Source organism: Methyloceanibacter sp. (genome assembly GCF_050728395.1).
In the GTDB taxonomy this organism is placed as follows: domain Bacteria; phylum Pseudomonadota; class Alphaproteobacteria; order Rhizobiales; family Methyloligellaceae; genus Methyloceanibacter.
The window spans coordinates 20,468-36,556 of sequence record NZ_JBOHJB010000007.1 but is presented as its reverse complement, the minus strand read 5'-3'; the positions used below and the strand labels follow the sequence as shown (position 1 = coordinate 36,556).

The 16,089-nt window shown below is 64.7% G+C and carries 14 protein-coding genes; 5 read left to right on the top strand and 9 right to left on the bottom strand.

The annotated features are described in order from the left end of the window. Positions 1–2: 2 nt before the first annotated feature. From ACREC7_RS02550 to ACREC7_RS02535, 4 genes are read right to left on the bottom strand one after another with little or no spacing between them, the layout of a single operon-like run. Positions 3–212, bottom strand: a complete 210-nt coding sequence (locus ACREC7_RS02550; RefSeq protein WP_431554119.1) for a hypothetical protein — start codon at positions 210–212, stop codon at positions 3–5. Between the two features lie 38 nt (positions 213–250). After that, a complete protein-coding gene (locus ACREC7_RS02545) occupies positions 251–499 on the bottom strand; it encodes a SemiSWEET transporter (RefSeq protein WP_431554118.1) in 249 nt (82 codons plus the stop codon). A gap of 13 nt (positions 500–512) precedes the next feature. Beyond that, entirely contained in the window at positions 513–2,330 is a 1,818-nt protein-coding gene (locus ACREC7_RS02540; protein ID WP_431554117.1) for an aminopeptidase P family protein, read from the bottom strand. A gap of 33 nt (positions 2,331–2,363) precedes the next feature. Beyond that, a complete protein-coding gene (locus ACREC7_RS02535; protein WP_431554116.1) occupies positions 2,364–3,272 on the bottom strand; it encodes a 50S ribosomal protein L11 methyltransferase in 909 nt (302 codons plus the stop codon). A 196-nt stretch (positions 3,273–3,468) separates the two neighbouring features. Here ACREC7_RS02535 and ACREC7_RS02530 point away from each other — a divergent pair, with 196 nt between their 5' ends. Further along, positions 3,469–3,669 (top strand): hypothetical protein, encoded by a 201-nt coding sequence (locus ACREC7_RS02530; protein WP_431554115.1) that lies wholly within the window; start codon positions 3,469–3,471, stop codon positions 3,667–3,669. Between the two features lie 37 nt (positions 3,670–3,706). Here ACREC7_RS02530 and ACREC7_RS02525 read toward each other — a convergent pair whose 3' ends face one another. From ACREC7_RS02525 to ACREC7_RS02515, 3 genes are read right to left on the bottom strand one after another with little or no spacing between them, the layout of a single operon-like run. Continuing rightward, positions 3,707–4,000 carry a type II toxin-antitoxin system HicB family antitoxin gene (locus ACREC7_RS02525; RefSeq protein WP_431554114.1) on the bottom strand — a complete coding sequence of 98 codons (294 nt, stop codon included), beginning with the start codon at positions 3,998–4,000 and terminating at the stop codon, positions 3,707–3,709. A 6-nt stretch (positions 4,001–4,006) separates the two neighbouring features. Then, on the bottom strand, positions 4,007–4,201 hold the full coding sequence (locus tag ACREC7_RS02520) for a type II toxin-antitoxin system HicA family toxin (protein WP_431554113.1): 195 nt from the start codon (positions 4,199–4,201) through the stop codon (positions 4,007–4,009). Between the two features lie 6 nt (positions 4,202–4,207). Next, positions 4,208–6,556 (bottom strand): ATP-dependent helicase, encoded by a 2,349-nt coding sequence (locus ACREC7_RS02515; RefSeq protein ID WP_431554112.1) that lies wholly within the window; start codon positions 6,554–6,556, stop codon positions 4,208–4,210. A gap of 195 nt (positions 6,557–6,751) precedes the next feature. Here ACREC7_RS02515 and ACREC7_RS02510 point away from each other — a divergent pair, with 195 nt between their 5' ends. The 4 genes from ACREC7_RS02510 to ACREC7_RS02495 all read left to right on the top strand — a co-directional run bounded on the left by ACREC7_RS02510 (position 6,752) and on the right by ACREC7_RS02495 (position 14,388). After that, the gene (locus ACREC7_RS02510) at positions 6,752–7,123 is read left to right on the top strand and encodes a hypothetical protein (RefSeq protein ID WP_431554111.1); all 372 of its coding nucleotides are present in this window, start codon (positions 6,752–6,754) and stop codon (positions 7,121–7,123) included. 163 nt (positions 7,124–7,286) lie between these two features. Beyond that, the gene (gene trhA, locus ACREC7_RS02505; RefSeq protein ID WP_431554110.1) at positions 7,287–7,934 is read left to right on the top strand and encodes a PAQR family membrane homeostasis protein TrhA; all 648 of its coding nucleotides are present in this window, start codon (positions 7,287–7,289) and stop codon (positions 7,932–7,934) included. A gap of 81 nt (positions 7,935–8,015) precedes the next feature. Continuing rightward, positions 8,016–9,419 (top strand): FAD-binding oxidoreductase, encoded by a 1,404-nt coding sequence (locus ACREC7_RS02500; RefSeq protein ID WP_431554109.1) that lies wholly within the window; start codon positions 8,016–8,018, stop codon positions 9,417–9,419. 91 nt (positions 9,420–9,510) lie between these two features. Next, entirely contained in the window at positions 9,511–14,388 is a 4,878-nt protein-coding gene (locus ACREC7_RS02495) for an AsmA family protein (protein ID WP_431554108.1), read from the top strand. Here the strand turns inward: ACREC7_RS02495 and ACREC7_RS02490 are convergent. Both ACREC7_RS02490 and fumC read right to left on the bottom strand, forming a co-directional pair. Beyond that, the gene (locus ACREC7_RS02490; protein ID WP_431554107.1) at positions 14,385–14,618 is read right to left on the bottom strand and encodes a ribbon-helix-helix domain-containing protein; all 234 of its coding nucleotides are present in this window, start codon (positions 14,616–14,618) and stop codon (positions 14,385–14,387) included. The genes ACREC7_RS02495 and ACREC7_RS02490 overlap by 4 nt on opposite strands. 11 nt (positions 14,619–14,629) lie before the next feature. Beyond that, the gene (gene fumC / locus ACREC7_RS02485) at positions 14,630–16,063 is read right to left on the bottom strand and encodes a class II fumarate hydratase (protein WP_431554106.1); all 1,434 of its coding nucleotides are present in this window, start codon (positions 16,061–16,063) and stop codon (positions 14,630–14,632) included. Between the last annotated feature and the right edge of the window lie 26 nt (positions 16,064–16,089).

The following is a 16,089-nucleotide window of genomic DNA, read 5'->3' as shown; positions in this document are numbered from 1 at the left end:
GCCTAAGCGACACGCTTGAGCCAGCTCCGGCGGGCGTGCAGCTCGACCCAGGCCACGGCCTCGCGCACGTCGCAATCGTCGCCGCAAGAAGGACAGGCGAATTGCGGCTTCCGCTTCACCTCTCCGAGCGTTGAATGGACCTCGTGCCCGCAAGAGGGGCAACGCGATTTGGTGCCCACCTGGTTGAGGGCCTGCGCGATCGTCTTTGCCATGCAGCCACAATAGACTGATTCGCTCCCCCCGCTGAACCCTACCCGTAGCGGAGCTTCATCGCCACGATGGCGAGGGTCAGCACCAACGTGATGGCGTTCGAGATCATGATTGGCCAGTTGTGGATGAGCACGCCGAACAGCAACCAGAACGCCACCCCGCTGGCAAACGCCACATACATCACGAGCGAAATGGCCTTGGTCTCGCGATGGCGGATGATGTGCAGCGCCTGCGGCACGAAGGCCGCCGTGGTCAGGATCGCGGCGAGCGCTGAAACCCAGGTTGCCATGAGCGGTCCGTGGTTAGCCGATGGGGGCCGTGGCCTTGCGGAGCCACGCGCGGGTAGAGCCTTTGAGCAGCGTCTCGATCTTGCGCCGAACTTGCGCGTGATACGCGTCCAGCCAGGCAAGCTCGTCGCGATTAAGCATTGCGGGCTCGATCAGCCGGCGGTCGAAAGGCACAAGCGTCAGAGTCTCGAAGCCCAGCATCTCGCGCGTGCCGCCCTTGACCGGTGCCGGCGGTGTCACCAGCACGAGATTTTCCAGTCGGATGCCGTAGCTTCCTTCACGGTAGAGCCCAGGCTCGTTGGACAGGATCATGCCCGGCTGCAACTCGACGCTGCCCGTCCGCGAGATGCGCTGCGGCGGCTCATGCACCGAGAGATAGCTCCCGACGCCATGCCCGGTCCCGTGGTCGAAATCGAGGCCAGCCTGCCAGAGCGGCCGGCGCGCGAAGGGGTCGACGTCTTGTCCGCGCGTCCCCTTTGGGAAGCGCGCGCTGGCGACGGCGATATGCCCCTTCAGCACCAGCGTGTAGTGCCGCCGCATCTCGGCGCTCGGCGTGCCGATGGCGACGGTCCGGGTGATGTCGGTGGTGCCGTCGGCGTATTGTCCGCCCGAGTCGATGAGGTAGAGCGAGCGAGGCTTGAGCCTGATATTGCTTGCGGTGGTCGGCCGGTAATGGACGACCGCGCCGTGCGGGCCCGCCGCCGAGATCGAGTCGAAGCTCAGATCCTTGAGCTCTCCCGTCTCGCGCCGGAACTCTTCGAGCTTCATCGCCGCGCCGATCTCATCGACCCGGCCGGAGGGGGAATTTTCGTCGAGCCAGGCGAGGAAGCGGACGACCGCTTCTCCGTCGCGGAGATGCGCCGCGCGGGCGCCTTCGATCTCGGTGGCGTTCTTGATCGCCTTGGGCAGAATGCACGGATCGTCGCCGGCGACGATCTTCGCGCCGGCGGCTTCGAGGATCTGCTTGAAGCGCACCGGCGTCGTCTCCGCATCGAGGCGGACCCGCGCGCCCTTCTCTCCAAGCGCATTCAGCCGCGCGTCGAGCGCATCGGGCGGAAGAAGCTCCGCCGTCTCTTTCAGATGACCTCGCACATTGTCGCCAAGCTTGGCGGGATCGATGAAGAGCGCCGGCTTGCCGCGCGCCGGGACCAAGGCGAAGGCGAGCGCGAGCGGGGAGTGGCCGATATCGCCGCCGCGTATGTTGAACAGCCAGGCAATCGAATCGAGCAGGCTGAGCAGGACGGCGTCAGCCTTGTCGCCCTTCAAGGTCTCCTGCACCTCGCCGATCTTCTCTGCCGCGCTCCGGCCGGCGAGTTCAGGACCATGCGGGACGACCGGGGCGGAGGAGGGGGCGGGGCGGTCCCGCCACAAGAGGTCGATCGGATTGTCAGCCTGCGGCGCCAGGCGGATGCCGACCTTGCCCAGGCTCTCGGTCAAGCGCTCGATCTCCTTGATGGTGTGCAAATTCGGGTCGTAGCCGATGATACCGCCCTTCGGCAGGGCTCCGGCGAGCCATTTGGAGGCCTTGGCGTCCGGCGTCTGCAGCACGTCAAATAGCGAATTGTCGGTCTGCACCCGCGCCTGCAAAGTATAGCGGCCGTCGACGAACAATGCTGCCGCGTTCTCCAGCACGATGGCCGCGCCAGCCGACCCGGTGAAGCCGGTGAGCCAGCGTAGGCGCTCAGCCGCGGGGGGCAGGAACTCGTCTTGGTGCTCGTCGCTATGGGGCACGAGAAAGCCTTTGAGCTTGCGCGATTTGAGCGCACGGCGCAGCGCTCTGACCCGTTCCGGCACGGCGCCAGGGGAGCTGACCTCTTCGAAGCTTTGAAACATGGTCCCGCCTTGTAAGGCGCGGGGGCGCCGCAATCAATCGGCAGGCGCCTTCGACCTGCTGCCGCGCCGGAGGAGCAAAGTGGTCCATCCGCCGAGAAGGATTCGTGAATCGAGCCTGAAGCCGAGAGCGCGGAAGTGCGCTTCGACCTGCCGCGCCTGGGTATCGAGGATGCCGGAGAGAACGCATACCCCGCCGGGCCAAACAGCGCGGGCGAAATCAGGCGCGAGCTGGAGCAGCGGCCGGAGCAGAAGGTTGGCGAACAGCAGGTCGGCCTTGGCGCGGCGCAACGCCGGATGAGCAAGTCCCTTTGCCTTCACCACAAGGACCCGCGCCCGAACGCCGTTGCCCGCAGCGTTTTCGGCGGCCACGGCGACGGCGGTCGGATCCACGTCGCTCGCAATCACGGGTCGGCCGAGAGCCTTGGCGGCGGCGATGGCGAGGATGCCTGTCCCGGTGCCGACATCGAGCACGCGGTTCGGGCGCCCGCGCTTGAGCAGGCGATCGAGCGCGATGAGGCAGCCGCGCGTGGTGGCGTGATGGGCCGTGCCGAAGGCAAGGCCGGCGTCGATTTCAAAGGTGAAGCGACCCTGGGGCACTTTGCCCCGGTCGTGACGGCCATGCACCAGGAAGCGGCCGGCGCGCACCGGACCCCGCAAGCTTTCGGAGCGCGATACCCAGTCCTGCGGCAGAAGCCGCTCGATGCGCAGGGTGCCGATCTCATTCGCGTAGCGAGCGTCACCGAGGAGAGCGATCAGGTCGTTGCGATTCGGCTCATCAGGATAATGCGCCGACACTTCCACTGTCCCATCGCCTTGGTCGAATAAGGTCACGGCCATGGAAGCCGGGGTTTCGGCCGTTTCCAGCGCCGCGGCAATACTCTCGGCGACCTCGGTAAGAGCCTCGATCCTGGCGACGTAGGTATCGGCAAACGCTTCACGCATTGGCGATGACGGTCTCGGGGCGATCGAAATGACTGGAGCTTAGGCACGGGCGATGCGCCGGCGCAAATGACGAGGTCAGGTCATCGGGCTTGCGGCGGGACTAAGGGTCGCACGCCCAGGATGGCCTGCCGTCCTAATTCTTACACCTTCCCGGGCTACCCGAGCCGCCCGCACCGACCAACCCAAGGAGACACCTATGCGCTTGCTCGTACTCGCTGCTCTCGCCTCCGGCATGTTTCTGACCACCATCCCCACCGATGCCAATGCCGTGGTCTGCGCGAGAGGCGTGTTTCGCGCTGGGTGCGCCGGGCCCCGCGGCGCCGTTGTCGTTCGTCGTCCGGCTGTCGTTTGCCAAACGGTCTGGGTAAATGGCGTGCGCGTGCGCCGCTGCGGTTAGGGGGGTTGGGTGGACTGAGCTTCGGCCGCTGTGGCCTCTATTCGGCGGCCCGAATCGTCTCCGCGGGAACAGCTACAAGAGCGACGATGTGATCTCGAAGATCGGGAGCAACCTCCGGATCGTCGCGCAGAGCGGAAAGGCTGCGGGGAGCGGGTAGGGCACGCCCCTCTTGCGCCAGAGCTTCGGCGTAAGCCGCAATGGCTTCGCCAGCGTTTCGCAGGGCCTCGTCGATGTCATCTCCAGCCGAAAAGCAGCCGGGGAGGTCGGGAAACCACACCCCCGCAGCGGTGCTCGGTCCCGCATCCTCCAGGATTGCAACGTAAGCCGTCATATCTCTCTAGTCCGGCTGCCAACCTGCCTGCTTATAGATCTTGCGCACAAGGCCCACACCCAAATCCTTTCTGGGATGAGGCAGCACGATAATCGCACCACTCGACGGATAGCGAAAGATATGGTGGGAGCCTCTGATCCTCTCAATAACCCAGCCATCCTGCTCCAGCCGTCGCTTGATGTTCCGGCTGCTCTTCAGCATGTCCGATCAGCAACGCTCGACGAAGCTGTCGACCACCTTCTTCTGTCCAGCCTTGTCGAAATCCACGGTAAGCTTGTTGCCGTCGACATGCGCGATGCGGCCATAGCCGAATTTCTGGTGGAACACGCGCGTGCCGACCGAAAGCCCGGCGCCTTCGACCGTGCTCGCCGCGACCAGCGTGCCGTCGATGGTGATCGGCTCCCGTGCCCTCGCGTTTGAAGGCGTACTCCCCGGAGGCCGGTTCCTTTGCGCCCGCTGCCAGCCCGGCGTCTCGTAGAAGCCGCTGGCGAAGAGATTCTCGGCCGTGTCGAATCGGCTCTGGCCGTAGCTGCCATGGAAGCCGCGATCCTCGGCGACCTCCACATGGGCGATGGGGAGCTCGTCGATGAAGCGAGACGGGATCGCCTGCTGCCACATGCCGTGGGTGCGGCGGTTCTGGGCGAAGGTGATCTTGGCCTTGCGCCTCGCCCTGGTCAGCCCGACGTGAGCGAGCCTGCGCTCTTCCTCGAGGCCCGAGCGTCCGGACTCGTCGAGGCTCCGCTGATGCGGCAGCAATCCCTCGTCCCAGCCTGGCAGGAACACCACGTCGAATTCGAGACCCTTGGCGCTGTGCAGCGTCATCAGATTGACGCGCTCGGTCCCCTCTTCGCTTTCAGCATCCATCACCAGGCTCACGTGCTCCATGAAGCCGGCCAAAGTGTCGAACTCGTCCATGAAGCGGATCAGCTCTTTTAGATTCTCCAGCTTCGATTGCGCTTGCGGCGACTTTTCAGCTTGCCACATGGCGGTGTAGCCGGACTCATCGAGGATCAGCTCGGCAAGCTCGGTATGGCGCATGGTCTCGATCAGCGAACGCCAGCGGTCGAAGGCGGCGATCAGGTCTGAGAGGGCCTTGCGCGATTTCGGCTTCAGCTCCTCGGTCTCGACAATGAGCCGCGCCGCCTGCATCAGCGGCACACTATGCGCGCGGGCAAGCTGGTGCAGAGATTTCAGGCTCGATTCGCCCAAAGCCCGCCGCGGCGTGTTGACGATGCGCTCGAATTTCAGATCGTTGGCCGGATTGAGCGTCACGTCGAAATAGGCGGTGGCGTCCCTGATCTCCTGGCGCTCGTAGAAGCGCGGGCCGCCGATCACCCGGTAGGGGAGACCAAGAGTGATGAAACGATCCTCGAAGGCGCGCATCTGAAAGCTCGCCCGGACAAGGATGGCGATCTCGCTCAAGTTTTGCCCTTGCCGCTGCAGCTGCTCGATATCCTCGCCGATGATGCGGGCTTCTTCCTCGTCGTCCCAACAGCCTTGCACCTCGACCTTATCGCCGGCGCTGCCGTCGGTGCGTAGCGTCTTGCCGAGGCGCCCCTGATTGTGGGCGATCAGGCCCGAGGCGGCGCCGAGAATATTGGCGGTGGAGCGATAGTTGCGCTCGAGCCTGATGATCTTGGCGCCGGGAAAGTCCGTTTCGAAGCGGAGGATGTTGTCGACCTCGGCCCCTCGCCAGCCATAGATCGATTGATCGTCGTCGCCGACGCAGCAGATGTTGCTGCTGCCCTGAGCCAGCAAGCGCAACCACAAATATTGGGCGACGTTGGTGTCCTGATATTCATCGACCAGCATGAACTGAAAACGCTGTTGATATTGCGCAAGAACGTCAGGGTGTTCCTGGAACAGCCTCAGATTCTCAAGCAAGAGATCGCCGAAATCCGCGGCGTTCAGCTCCTTCAGCCGGTGCTGATAGGCGGCATAAAGCTCGCGCCCCTTGCCGTTGGCATAGGCGAAGGATTCGCCCTCAGGCACCCGCTTCGGAACAAGCCCGCGATTCTTCCAGCCGTCGACCATGGCGGCGAGCAGCCGCGCCGGCCACCGCTTCTCGTCGACGTTTTCCGCCTCGAGCAGCTGCTTCAACAGCCTGATCTGGTCGTCGGTATCGAGCACCGTGAAGGACGGCTTGAGGTCCACAAGCTCGGCATGGCGGCGCAGGATCTTGACGCCGATGGCGTGAAACGTGCCGAGCCACGGCATGCCCTCGACCACGCCGCCGATCAGCTCGCCGACTCTGCCCTTCATCTCCCGCGCCGCCTTGTTGGTGAAGGTGACGGCGAGGATTTGTGACGGCCTGGCCCGGCCCAAGCTCAAAATATGGGCAATTCGCGTGGTGAGCACGCGCGTCTTTCCGGTTCCGGCGCCGGCAAGGACCAGGAGCGGCCCGTCAAGCGTCTCCACCGCCTCGCGCTGCTCCGGGTTGAGAGCGTCGAGATAGCGCATGGGTTTCAAACCCATAGCGCGCATCGAAATAGGGAGTTGCTCGGGCTCCGGCGTGGGGTCCTCGGCCGCGGCGGCGTTCACGCGAATCTTTGACATTGCTTTGAAACTATACATCGGGCTTGCGCGAAAAAGGGCAAGACCTTGCGCCGGCGAGCCGAGGTGTGACTTCGTTGCATCGCGGGCGATTCGCCACAGCATAGGTTCGACGAGTTGGGTTGCCAGCGCCCCGTTGGACTGGCAAAAAAGGCGGTATCGCGGGGCCTGATTCTTCACTGGGACTGGGGGAATAGTATGCTTCGATCTGCGAAGATTGTTGTGCTTGCCATCCTTGCATTTGCGGTATGGGGGCAACAGCCGGCGGCGGCTGGCTGCCAGGTCATTTCGGCGACCCATAGCGCCGACAACAAAGCCGAGGCCTTGGCCATGTCGCGGGCTCTCGCAGCGCAAAGCGCCGCCGAGCTCAGACGTTCGAAAGGCTGGAGCTATGTCAGCATGAGCGCCTACAGGGTGAAGCCCGATCCATTCTGGAAGTCGGTGCGGCCGGTGGTGCCCAAGGACGTCATCTATGGGTCTTTCGTCACGGCGAAGACTTATACGACGTGCTTTACCGGCGTGGTGGTGCCTTACGTCTGCACCTCCGGCTCCAAGGTGTGCGGCAACTAGGCTGCCTCGCCGTCGGAACTGAGATCAACGCTTGCAGTTGTGATCTTGCGGCGCGGACATCCTCCGCGCCGCAAACGGCGTTCGCGCGCCTCACGCTTGCCACAACAAATGGTAAGGTGCTTTTCACGTTCCTCTATTCTGAGCGGCGGTCCGGGATTGGGTCATGACTAGTGTGAAGTTTCCGCAATATTCGCTGGGCGAGCGCGTGGCGGATGGCTGCATTCACGTGATCGGCGTCGCCGCGAGCCTCGTGGCGCTCACCGCGCTCCTGGTCGTGGGCGTGCAGGCGCAGGCCACACTGTGGATCGTGAGCCTCTCGATCTATGGCTTGGCTCTCGTCGCCATGTTCACCTGCTCGGCCGGCTATAACCTTATCGTCAGGCCGAAGGTGAAGGCGGTGTTTCGCCGCCTCGACCACGCCGCCATCTTCCTCATGATCGCCGGCACCTACACGCCGTTCGCGCTGATGAAGATGGACGCGGAGTGGGGGTATACCCTGCTCGCCGTGGTGTGGACCATGGCTGCCATCGGCATCGGCATCAAGCTGTTGGCCCCGCGTTATCTCGAAGGCGTCACCACCGCGCTCTATCTGGTGCAGGGCTGGGCGGTGATCGTCGCCTGGCATCCCTTGGTGTCGGCCGTGCCGGAACGGGTAGCGTTCCTGCTCATGCTTGGCGGCGTTCTCTACACCATCGGCGTGGTGTTCCATCTCTGGGAGCGGCTTCCCTTCCAGAATGCCATCTGGCACGGCTTCGTGCTGGTCGCCGCGAGCGTTCACTTCGCCGCCGTGATCGATATTGTCGGCTCCTGAGCCAGCCGCCCGGCGACCCCGCCCTAAGCCTTAGCTTTCCGTGAATCGCAAGGGTGGTACAGTGCCGCCATGAGCGCATTCATGGCAGACGCTGTCGAGCGGCCCTCGGCCGAGGTCAAGCGCGCTCTGTTTGCGCGACTGGCGGCACGGTTCGGCAATCGCTTCTCGACCGGCGCGGCTCTGCGCGAGCAGCACGCCAACACCCTGACCTGGATCGCGACGCAGCCGCCCGATGCCGTGCTGTTCGCCGAGACCACGCAAGAGGTGATCGAGGCGGTGAAGCTTTGCGCCGAGGCCCGCGTGCCGGTCATCCCCTTTGGCACCGGCACCTCGCTCGAAGGTCACGTCAATGCGCCTTTCGGCGGCGTGTCGCTCGATCTCTCGCGTATGAACCGCATCCTCGGCATGCATGAAGAGGACCTCGACTGCGTGGTCGAGCCCGGCGTCACGCGCAAAGCTCTGAACGACCATCTGCGCGACCAGGGTCTCTTCTTCCCCATCGACCCCGGCGCCGATGCAAGCCTCGGCGGCATGGCGGCGACCCGCGCCTCAGGCACCAACGCCGTTCGCTACGGCACCATGCGCGACAACGTCTTGAGCCTCACGGCGGTATTGGCCGACGGCACGCTGCTCAAGACCGGTCAGCGCGCCCGGAAATCGGCAAGCGGCTACGATCTCACCCATCTCTTGATCGGCTCCGAGGGCACGCTTGGCATCATCACCGAGCTCACGCTCAAGCTTCACGGAATCCCCGAGACAATCCTCTCGGCGGTCTGCCCCTTTGCCACCCTGGAAGGCGCCTGCAACGCCGCCATCGTCGCCATGCAGATGGGGCTACCGCTCGCCCGTATCGAGCTCGCCGACGAGGTGCAGATCAGGGCCTGCAACACCTATTCGCATCTCACGCTGGCCGAGCAGCCGACGCTGTTTCTTGAGTTTCACGGCAGTGCGGCCGCCACGCGCGAGCAGGTCGAGATCTTCGCCGAGATTGCGCGCGAGCAAGGGGGAGGGCAGTTCGCTTGGGCCGAGCGTCCCGAAGACCGCAGCAAGCTCTGGCAGGCCCGCCATGACGCCTATTGGGCGGCGAGGGGCTTGCGTCCCGGCGCCGAGGTGGTGACTACCGATGTCTGCGTGCCGATCTCGGCGCTCGCCGCTTGCGTCGCCGAGACGCGCGCCGACATCGACCGGACTGGCCTGCTTGCCCCGATCGTCGGCCATGTCGGGGATGGCAATTTCCACGTCATGCCGCTGTTCGACGCCGGCAGCGCCACCGAGCGGCGCGCCGTGCAGAACTTCCTCGACCGGCTGACCGAGCGCGCGCTTCTCATGCAAGGCACCTGCAGCGGCGAGCACGGGGTGGGCCAGGGCAAGATTCGCTATCTCGCGCAGGAGCATGGCGCCGGGGTCGATGTGATGATTGCCATAAAAAAGGCGCTAGATCCGTTGAATATCCTTAATCCTGGTAAGATCTTCGCATTACCATGACCGAAATTGCGGGTGAATTGGACCGACCAGTCCCTGGCTTTGCCACACCCCCTCGCGCATGCACGCGATCGAGCCTAAGGCATAGACTTCCGTGAACTCGTTTCTGCTCGCTTTGACGGCAGTACTGATTGTGGTGCTGAGCGTGCTTTTCGCGGCGCCGGTCTTCATTGACTGGAACGACTACCGTCCGGTCTTTGAAACCCAGGCGAGCAAGCTGCTTGGGCGCGACGTTAAGGTCGGCGGCAAAGTGCATATGGTGCTGCTGCCGGCGCCAGAGCTCCGCTTCGACCAGGTCAAGGTTGCCGACGAGAAGGGCGCTTTCGACCAACCCTTGCTCGAGGCAAAGTCGATCGAGGCGTGGCTCAATATCGGGGCGCTCATGCGCGGCGCCATCGAGGCGCGCAAGATCGCCATCACCGAGCCGGTGTTGCGGCTCGCGCTGCGCGAGGACGGCACCGGAAATTGGAACGACGTCGGCAGGGCCGGCGAGACGCTTCCCTTCGTGCCCAAGGAGGTGCTCCTCGATCAGGTGAGCGTGAGCTTTGGACGTGTCGAGGTGAGCCGTCCGGGCATGCCGCCGCTCGTCGTCGATAATGTCTCCGGCGAAGCGAGCGCCGCGTCTCTGTCGGGGCCATACAAGCTGACGGCGACCTACGACTACGCAGGGCGCCCCCAAGAGCTTCGCTTCTCGACCGGCGCAAGCGATGCCGACGGCCTGTTCCGGCTCAAATCGGTGCTGCGCGATCCCGATCGCAACACGACCTATTTGCTTGAAGGCGATGTGGCCGGTCTCCGCGACAAGCCGAGCTACGACGGCGCCGTCATCATGCGCATTGCCTCGGCCCTTCCTGCCGAAGGTCCGGCTGCGCAACAGAGCCAAGCACAGAAGCCTGCGGAGGCGCCGGCCGACGGCGTGCCGCAATCCGCCGAGCAGGCCACGGGCGCCGAAGCGAATCTCTCAGCCTTCGAGCTCAAGGGCGAACTCAAGGCGACGCCGGATCATGCCGAGCTTCCAGCCTTCGAAATTGCCATTCACTCTAAAGGCCGCTCGCAGATGATGAAGGGCAAGCTCGCGCTCGATTTCGGCGCGCATGCCAAGGCGGTGGGCGAGCTGGCCGCGAGCTGGATCGATGTCGACACGCTGCTTGCTGCCGCGGCACCCGCCGACGCGCAAGCCGGACCTTCGACCGCTGATGCGTTGAACGCCGTCGCCGAACGGGCGCTTGAACAGGCCGCCTCGGTGGGAGACGGCGCGCTCACCGTCAAGCTCGACCAGGCAAGCATTGGCGGCGATCTTGTCGGTGCCGTCGATGTCGCCGTGGCGGCGAAGGATGGCGTGGTGGTCATCGAGCGCCTCAACGCAGAACTTCCCGGCGAGAATCGCATCGAGGCCTCCGGGCGTCTCACGCGAGGCGAGGCGGGGCCGGTGTTCGAAGGCCCGATCAAACTCGAAGGCTCCAAGCTCAGGACCCTCGCCCGCTGGGCCGCCGGCGATCGCGAGATGTCCGGCCAGGCGACGGTCGGCGCCTTCACGCTCTCCGCCAAGACCACCATCGGCGCCGGCAATCTCATGCTTGAAGACGCAAGCGGCGAGCTGAGCGGCACGAAGTTCAGCGGCTCCTTGCGTTATCGCGGCGGCGAGCAGCGCATCCTCGATCTGACGCTGGACAGCGACCGCCTCGATTTGCGAGAGGTGATGGGCGAGAGCGCGGCGTGGCGCAACTGGTTGCCGGACTCCGATGCTAAACAGCCGGACTTCTCGCCGGTGTCCGAGCGGAGCCTGCTCGAAGCGCTGCGCGACGATGAGGTGCATGCCACCTTGCGTGTCGGCGAGCTTCTGCTGCCCAACATCCCGGCAGGGCGCCTCGACGCGAAATTCGGCCTCGCCAAGGATACCCTCGACGTCGAGCGCCTCGACTTTGCGGCTCCCGGCGCCGTCGCCCTTAACGGCAACGGCCGCATTGAGCACTTAAGCGATGCGCCGGCAGGCCAGGTCGATCTGTCGCTGCAAGCCATGACCGCCGATGGGCTCAAAGTGACGAGCGAGCTTCTTGGGCTTGGCGACGGCGTGACCAAGTCGAAGCAACTCGCAAGCCTCGCGCCTCTCGATTTGCATATGGGGCTCACTTCGGTTCGCGAGGGCGATGCCACCAGCGCTTCAATCGAGGTGAAGGGTAAGGCGGGTGGTACCGATGTCTCCATCCTCGCTAAGGCCACCGGCGACCCGGGCAAACTTGCCGACGCGGCAATTGAGATCGACAGCGGCGTCGAAGGCAATGAGCCGCAGATCCTTCTCGGTTTTCTGGTGCCCGGCCTTGCGCCTGAGCGGCTTGCCGTCGCCGGCGCCGACCGCGGCAGGTTCACGCTGAAGGCGCAAGGCGTGCCGAGCAAGGGCATCACCGGGCATGGAGAACTCGCGACCGCCGACCTGCAAATCGCCTTTGACGGCCAAGGCTCGTTGCAGCCCGAAGGCGTGGCCTTGGCCGGCCAGGCTTCGGCAAAGAGCACCAATGCCGGTTTGGCGCTTGTGCTCCTCGGCCTTGATGCCTCGCCAAGCGCCGACGTACCGCTCGACCTTCGCGCCGATGTGGTGAAGACCGCAGGCAGCGTCGACTTCAAATCCATCTCCGGCGAGATTGCGGGCGAGCCCGTGGAAGGAAGCGCTCACTTCGACACGAACGGGGACCGCACGCGCTTCAGGGTAGCGGCCGACGCCGGCACGGTTTCGCTGCCCGCTCTGCTCGGCTCGCTCATCGCCTGGCAGCGCACGCCATCAACCGAGGAGATGCTCGGCTCGCTCGCCCAAAACGCCTCGCAAGTATGGCCCGCCCGCGGCTTCGCGCTCGAGCCGCTTGTGAACGCGGAAGGCGAGATTGCGCTGAGCGCGAAGGAGCTTGGGCTCGGCGCGCCCTTCCAGGTCGAAGATGCCACGCTGATCGCCCACGTCGACCACAAGGGGCTTTCCGTCACCGACTTGCAGGGACGCCTGTTCGACGGCTCGTTCGCGGCGTCTGGAACGCTCACGCCGAAAGGCGCTGGCGCCGAGCTCAAACTTCACGCCGAGCTTGCCTCCGGCAGGTTGGACCAGCTCTCGCAATCCCTAGCCGGGCGGGTGCTTGCCAAAGGTCCGTTTACGTTCGTGATCGACGTCTCAGGCGAGGGGCTCAGTCCCCCCGGCCTCGTTGCCGGGTTGAACGGCGAAGGTGCGCTCTTTCTCGATCCTGGCGCGCTGCAAGCCCTTTCGCCTGAGCCGCTGAAGCGCGTGGCCGCCGAGGCCAATCGGTCGAAGCGGATCAAGCTGGACAAGGACCAGATCGCGGCCCGGATGAGCACGGTGCAGGACACGCTCACGCGGGGGACCTACCCCTATACCGCCACCGCGCTTCCCTTTGCCATCAAGAACGGCACGCTCAAGCTTGACCCAGCGGTGCTTGCCGGCAAAGGCGCTGAGACCACCATCAACGGCTATGTGGAATTGGCGAGCCTCCGGCTCGACAGCGAGTGGGCACTGCGCCTTAACGGCAGCAATGACGCAGACATGCCTTCGGTGAACCTCGTCCTTGCCGGGTCTCTGCAGGACCCCGGCGCCATCACCTCGGTGGTCGACACGGAGCCGATGGAGAACTTCCTCACCGTCCGCCGCATGCAGGCCGATGTCGAGCGGCTCGAGACGCTCGACGTGAGCGGCCGGAATCAGCCTGAAGCAGATGCCGAACCGGATGCGGCCGAGGCGGACGCCTCCGATGATTCAGGCGAGCCCACAGCACAGGCGACGACGGAGGAGCTTGCCGCCAAGAAGGCTGCCGTCGAACAGCGTGCCGCTGACCGGGCTGCCGAGGTGAAGCGTATGGCCTCAGAAAAGGCCGCCGAAGAGAAACGCGCAGCGGAGAAGGTGGCTGAAGAACAGCGCGCGGCCGAGAAGGCTGCCGCCGACAAGCTTGCCGCCGAGAAGGCCGCCGAGGAGAAGCGTGCGGCGGAAAAGGCTACGGCCGGGAAGCTTGCCGCTGAGAAGGCCGCCGAGGAAAAGCGCGCCGCGGAAAAGGCCGCCAAAGAGAAGCTTGCCGCAGAGAAGGCGGCCGAGAAAAAGCGTGCTGCCGAAAAGGCTGCCGCCGACAAGCTCGCCGCCGAGAAGGCAGCCGCAGAGAAACGTGCAGTCGAGAAGGCCGCGGCTGAGAAACGTGCGGCTGAGAAGGTCGCGGCCGAGAAAGCCGCTGCCGAGAAGCGTGCCGCTGAAAAGGCAGCAGCCGAGAAGCTTGCTGCGGAGAAGGCCGCTGCGGAGAAGGAAGCTGCCGACAAGCTCGCCGCTGAGAAGGCCGCTGCGGAGAAGGAAGCTGCCGACAAGCTCGCCGCTGAGAAGGCCGCTGCGGAGAAGGCTGCAGCCGATAAGCTCGCTGAGGAAAAGGCCGCTGCCGAGAAAGCCGCTGCCGAGAAGCTTGCAGCGGAGAAGACCGCTGCGGAGAAGGAAGCTGCCGAGAAGCGCGCGGCTGAAAAAGTCGCTGCCGACAAGCTCGCCGCTGAGAAGGCCGCTGCGGAGAAGGCTGCAGCCGATAAGCTCGCTGAGGAAAAGGCCGCTGCCGAGAAGCTTGCAGCGGAGAAGGCCGCTGCGGAGAAGGAAGCTGCCGAGAAGCTTGCCGCCGAGAAGGTTGCTGCGGAGAGGGCCGCCGCAGCGAAAGCTGCTGCCAGCACGCCAACGCCCCGCGCCGCCGATCTGGAGGCAAACGGCGCCGCGCAGGGAAACGTCCCATCACCCGGTCAGTCTGAACAATTGCCGTGGAGTCAGGGCGCCACAGCCCCCGTTCCACCCTCTCAGTCCACTGCGCCTTCAGCCGAACCGCAGCCGACGCCGGCGGCTGCCGCTGATGACGCCATACCCGCCCCAGCACCCGTGGCGCCAAGGAAAAGACCGAACCGCCCGCGGCCGGCGCCCGATGACTGGAAGAAGGGCATCAGCATTTTCGGAGGCGGTTAGGCCCCGCTTGCTTCCACTCGCTCCAATACGTAAAGCCGGATTGCCGCCGAGAGGCTGGTGTTCGACCGGCTCGTCTCTCGCCGCCGGTCGATCTCGCTCACAAGATCCGCCACCGATCTGCCGTCGGCCTTGGCCAGGCGGCTAAGAGCCTGCCAAAACGCATCTTCAAGCGAGATGCTGGTGCGGTGACGGGCAATGGTGATCGAGCGCTTATGGCGCGACCTGGCCATAGGGTCGGGTGTCACCGTTTCGGACCGACCATGTCCTCGGGGCGCACCAGGCGGTCGAACTCGGCTTCGCTGACGGCACCAAGCCGCACCGCTTCCTCCCGCAAGGTAGTTCCCCGTTTATGGGCCGCCTTGGCGATCTCCGCCGCCTTGTCGTAGCCGATATGCGGGGCGAGCGCCGTCACCAGCATCAGCGAGCGGTCGAGATGCTCCTTGATGCGCGCCCGATTGGCCTCGATGCCCACGATGCAATTGTCGGTGAAGCTTTCCGCCACATCGCTGAGCAACCTGATCGACTGAAGCATGGCATAGGCCATCAGCGGCTTGAACACGTTCAACTCGAGATGACCTTGGCTGCCGGCGAAGGACATGGTGGCGTTGTTGCCCATGACTTGGGCTGCGACCATGGTCACCGCCTCGCACTGCGTTGGGTTCACCTTGCCCGGCATGATCGAGGAGCCGGGCTCGTTTTCCGGCAGAAAAAGCTCGCCGAAGCCGGAGCGCGGGCCTGAGCCAAGCAGGCGAATATCGCTGGCGATCTTGAACAGCGAGACGGCAACCGTGTTGAGCGCCCCGTGTGCGAACACGTAGGCGTCGTGGCTTGCGAGCGCTTCGAATTTGTTTGGCGCGGTGACGAAGGGCAACTTCGTCATCACGGCGATCTTGGCGGCGAACAGCTCGGGAAACTTCGCGTGCGCGTTCAGCCCGGTGCCGACCGCGGTGCCTCCTTGGGCAAGCTGGTAGAGCCCGTAGAGCGCCTGCTTGATCCGCTCCATGCCGTGCGAAACTTGCGCTGAATATGCGCCGAATTCCTGACCGAGGGTGAGCGGCGTCGCGTCCTGCAAGTGGGTCCGGCCGATCTTGAGGATGTCCTGGAACGCCTCCGCCTTGTCCTTGAGCGCCTGATCGAGGCGGGCGAGCGCCGGGTTCAAGCGATAAGCGAGCTCAACCGCAGCCGCGACATGCATGGCGGTGGGAAACGTGTCGTTGGACGACTGGCCGAGATTGACGTGATCGTTGGGATGGATCGGGTGTTTGGCCCCCAAGGTGCCCCCAAGGAGCTCGCTCGCCCGGTTGGCGATCACCTCGTTTAGATTCATGTTCGACTGCGTGCCGGAACCTGTCTGCCAAACGAGCAGCGGAAAATGGGTGTCGTGCCGGCCTTCGATCACCTCGTCGGCCGCCGCCACGATAGCGCGTGCCAGGCGCTCGTCGATCAGGCCGAGCTCGAGATTGGCAAGCGCCGCGGCCTTCTTGACCATGGCCAACGCCTTGACCAGGGGCATAGGCATGCGCTCCTCGCCAATCCTGAAATTCCGGCGCGATCGCTCGGTCTGCGCCCCCCAATACCGGTCGGCGGCGACCTCGATTGGGCCAAAGGAATCGGATTCCATGCGCGTCGGGGTTGCAGCTTGTGGACTGCGAGGAGGGTTCTTGCTCACGGCCATACTTACGTCTCCGTTTCGGCGACATT